The following is a 4,249-nucleotide window of genomic DNA, read 5'->3' as shown; positions in this document are numbered from 1 at the left end:
GGCCGGTGGGGGTTCGGCCGCCACTGTGGCCCGGGGTGTGGTGGCCGAGGGGAAGTTGGCGTTCGCCTTCCCTGGTCAGGGGTCGCAGCGGGCTGGTATGGGGCGGGAGCTGTATGAGGAGTTCCCCGTGTTCGCCCGGGTTTTCGACGAGGTGTGGTCGTATTTCGAGGTGGGTGACTGGTCGATCGATGACACCGGTCATGCCCAACCGGCGTTGTTCGCGATCGAAGTAGCCCTGTTCCGGCTGTGGGAGTCCTGGGGCATCACACCGGACTACCTGATCGGCCACTCCGTCGGCGAACTGGCCGCCGCTCACGTCGCCGGCGTGCTGTCGTTACCAGACGCAGCGACGCTGGTGGCGGCTCGTGGCAGGTTGATGCAGGCACTACCGCCAGGTGGTGCGATGGTCGCACTCCGGTGCTCCGAAGCCGACGTGTTGCCGTTACTGCCCGGACCCGGGGTGAACATCGCGGCCGTGAACGGACCGGACGCCGTGGTCATCTCCGGCGAAGAAACAGCCGTGACCGACATCGCCGCACACTTCCCCGAATCGACACGACTACGAGTAAGCCACGCGTTCCACTCACCACTGATGGACCCGATGCTCGACGAATTCCGTCGCATCGCCGAAAACCTGACCTACGGAACGCCGACGATTCCGGTGGTGGGCGCCGACGTCACCAACCCCGAATACTGGGTACACCACGTACGCGACACCGTCCGCTTCGCCGACAACATCCAAACCCTCCACGACAACGGAGTCACCACCCTGCTCGAAGTCGGACCAGGTGGCGCACTGACCACGATGATCGCCGACAACCCGAACATCACCGCGGTCACATCACTACGCAAGAACACCCCGGAACCCACAGCCACCCTCACCGCACTAGCCCACCTGCACACCCGCGGTGTGCTCCCGCGATGGGAAGCTGTGTTCGGAGCAGGTCGCACCGTCGTGGAACTACCGACCTACCCGTTCCAACACCAACGATACTGGCTCGAAGCCACCCCCTCGGCCAGCGACGTCACCTCCGCCGGCCTCGGCTCGACCGATCACCCACTACTGGCCGCAGCAGTCACACTCGCCGACACAGGCGGAGTACTACTGACAGGCCAATTATCACTGCACACCCACCCCTGGCTCACCGACCACACAATCCTGGGATCGATCCTCTTCCCCGGCACAGGATTCCTCGAACTGGCATTACGAGCCGCAGACGAGATCGGCGGCGGCCGAATCGAAGAACTGGTGCTCTCAACCCCGCTCGTGCTCGACGAACACGGCCCCACCCCCATCCAAGTGACAGTCACCGCACCCGACGACTCGAAACGCCGCTCACTGACCGTCCACTCCCACACCAACGACCAATGGACACTGCACGCCTCCGGCACACTGACCCAAAACCACCAGGACACACCGACCTGGCCCAAACAATGGCCACCAACCAGGGCCGAAACCATCGACGCGCACGGTTCCGGACTGACGGTGGCGTGGCGGCGTGATGACGAGATGTTCGCCGAGGTATCGCTGGCCAAGGGAGTGGACGCCGCCGGGTTCGGCCTGCATCCGGTTCTGTTGGACGCCGCGCTGCAAGTCGTCGGTCTGAGTGGCGAGGGGGTGGCGCGGTTGCCGTTCGCCTTCCGGGACGTCTCGCTGCACGCGGTGGGCGCTTCCACGCTGCGCGTACGGGTGTCCCCGGCCGGTACGGACGCGGTGTCCGTGGAACTCGCCGACGCGGCCGGACAACCGGTGGCGTCGATCGGAGAACTGGTGCTCCGGCCGGTGTCCGAAGTGGAGTCTGCCCGGCCCCCCCGCCACGACGTGTTCGGGGTGGACTGGACACCTGTTGCGGAGCAACCGCAACCGATCATCGGCGATTGGGCGGTACTGGGTCCCGACGACCTCGGCGTGATGGCCGGGCTGGAGACAGCCGGTGTCACCGTCACCGACCTGCACGCGGCGGCGTTCGCCGTCGTCGCACGGTCGTACGACACGGCAGGCGGTATCGCCGACGCGGTGCACACCGCGACCGCGGAGACGTTGGCGCTGCTGCAATCGTGGCTGGCCGACCGGAGCGTCGACGACGTTCCTCTGGTGTTCGTGACCCGCGGCGCGGTGGACGACGTCACCGACCTGCCCGGCGCCGCGGTGTGGGATTTGGTCCGCTCCGCCCAGTCGGAGAACCCGGACCGGTTCGTCCTGGTCGATATCGACGACGAAGGCGCGGTATCGCTCCCGTTGGCCGTGGCGATCGGGGAGCCCGAGGTGGCCGTGCGCGGCCGAATGGTGTCGGTGCCCAGGGTCGTGCGGATCACGACGCGGGAATCGCCGGAGACCGGCGTTGCCGAGGGCACGGTGCTGGTCACCGGCGCGACCGGGGCGCTCGGCGCGATGGTGTGCAGGCACCTGGTGACCGCGCACCGTGCGCGTGACCTGCTGCTGATCGGCCAGCACGGGGAAGCCGCATCCGGAGCGACGGAGTTGGTCACCGAGCTGACGGGGATGGGGGCGCGGGTCACCCTGGTGGCGTGCGATGCCGCCGACCGCGACGCTCTGGCGGCGACGGTGGCCGGGCATGCGCTGACAGCTGTCGTGCACGCCGCAGGGATGCTGGACGAGGACGTCATGGCGTCGACGACGCCGGAACGGCTGGCGGCGGTATTGCGGGCCAATGTCGACGCCGTGGTCAACCTCCACGACCTCACCGCAGGGGAGGGCCTGTCGGAGTTCGTGACGTTCTCTTCGGCGGCTGGGGTCCTCGGCACTGCGGGGCTGGGCGGCTACGTGGCGGCCAACGCCTTCCTCGACGCGTTCGCCCGGCACCGGCGGGCTCAAGGGCTGCCGGGTTCGTCCATCGCCTGGGGCTTGGTCCCCTCGGCGGACGAGGAGAGCTTGGCCCTGTTCGACTCGGCTCGGCGAGCTGAACGGGCCCACGTCCTGGCCGCCCGCTGGGACATCACCGACCTGCGCCGCGCCCGTGACCTGCCGCCGATCCTGAGTGGGGTGGTGGGCCGGTCCGGACCGGTGCGCCGGAGCGCTGCGGGAGCCGGCGAGGCGGGAGATCTCGGCCGTCGGCTGGCCATGATGGCCGAGGACCAGCGCGTTGCTTTCCTCGTCGACCTCGTGCACACGCATGCCGCCGAGGTCCTCGGGTTGGCTGCCGTCGACTGTGTGGACGGCGAGCTGGCGTTCAAGGACGCCGGATTCGACTCGATGACCGCCGTGGAGTTGCGCAACCGGCTGACGAAGGCCACCGGGGTGCGGCTGCCCGCCACGCTGGTGTTCGACTACCCGACACCGGTCGCGGTGGCCGAACGGCTGTTCGCGAAGCTGCACGACGCACCCACGCTCGAAGCGCGGATCCAACACGCGCTGGCGACGATCCCGGTCAGCCGGTTCCGCGACCTGGGGTTGCTGGAGCCCCTGCTCCGGCTCGCGGAAAGTGCCAGCGAGTCGGCACCCCCCGACGATGTCCGCGACGGCGACGCCGGGGCGGACGTCGATGAACTGGACCTCGACGGCCTCGTCGAGATGGCACTCGAGCGCGCCGAGCCGTGACATCGAGCCGCGAAATGGAAGGAAATCGATGGACACGCAGTCGGAGAAGGTCGTCGCCGCGCTTCGGGCGTCCTTGAAGGACAACGATCGCCTGCGTCGCCTCCACCAGGAAGCGACCGCAGCGGCCCGCGAGCCTATTGCGATCGTGGCGATGAGTTGCCGGTTGCCGGGTGGTGTCGCGGGTCCGGAGGATCTCTGGCGGCTGGTGGATACGGGAACCGATGCGGTGTCGGGCTTTCCGACGGATCGCGGTTGGGATGTCGAGGGTCTTTACGATGCCGATCCGGACGCCGTCGGGAAGAGCTATGTCGTCGAGGGTGGGTTTCTGGATGACGTCGCCGGGTTCGACTCGGCGTTCTTCGGCATCAGCCCGCGCGAAGCCATCGCGATGGATCCGCAGCAGCGGTTGTTGCTGGAGTCGGCGTGGGAAACGTTCGAGCGGGCCGGTATCGACCCGCGGACGCTGCGAGGCAGCCGCACCGGAGTGTTCGCCGGCCTGAGCATGACCGACTACTTCTCCCGGTTGACCGACGTGCCGGACGGGCTGGAGGGGTTCCTGTCCAGCGGCGCGGCGGGCAGCGTGGCTTCCGGACGGATCGCGTACACGTTCGGTTTGGAAGGCCCGGCGGTCACGGTCGACACGGCGTGTTCGTCGTCGTTGGTGGCGATGCACCTCGCGGCGCAGTCGTT

The 4,249-nt window shown here is 68.1% G+C and carries 2 protein-coding genes; both read left to right on the top strand.

The features are described 5' to 3' along the window. Positions 1 to 3,559 (top strand): SDR family NAD(P)-dependent oxidoreductase (locus OOZ19_RS29910; protein WP_507028825.1); only part of this gene is annotated, 3,559 nt, incomplete at its 5' end. A gap of 73 nt (positions 3,560 to 3,632) precedes the next feature. Then, positions 3,633 to 4,249 (top strand): beta-ketoacyl synthase N-terminal-like domain-containing protein (locus OOZ19_RS29900; protein ID WP_416309528.1); only part of this gene is annotated, 617 nt, incomplete at its 3' end.

The sequence above is a fragment of the Saccharopolyspora sp. NFXS83 genome (genome assembly GCF_026241095.1).
In the GTDB taxonomy this organism is placed as follows: domain Bacteria; phylum Actinomycetota; class Actinomycetes; order Mycobacteriales; family Pseudonocardiaceae; genus Saccharopolyspora_C.
This window is presented reverse-complemented; position numbering and strand designations above follow the sequence as displayed.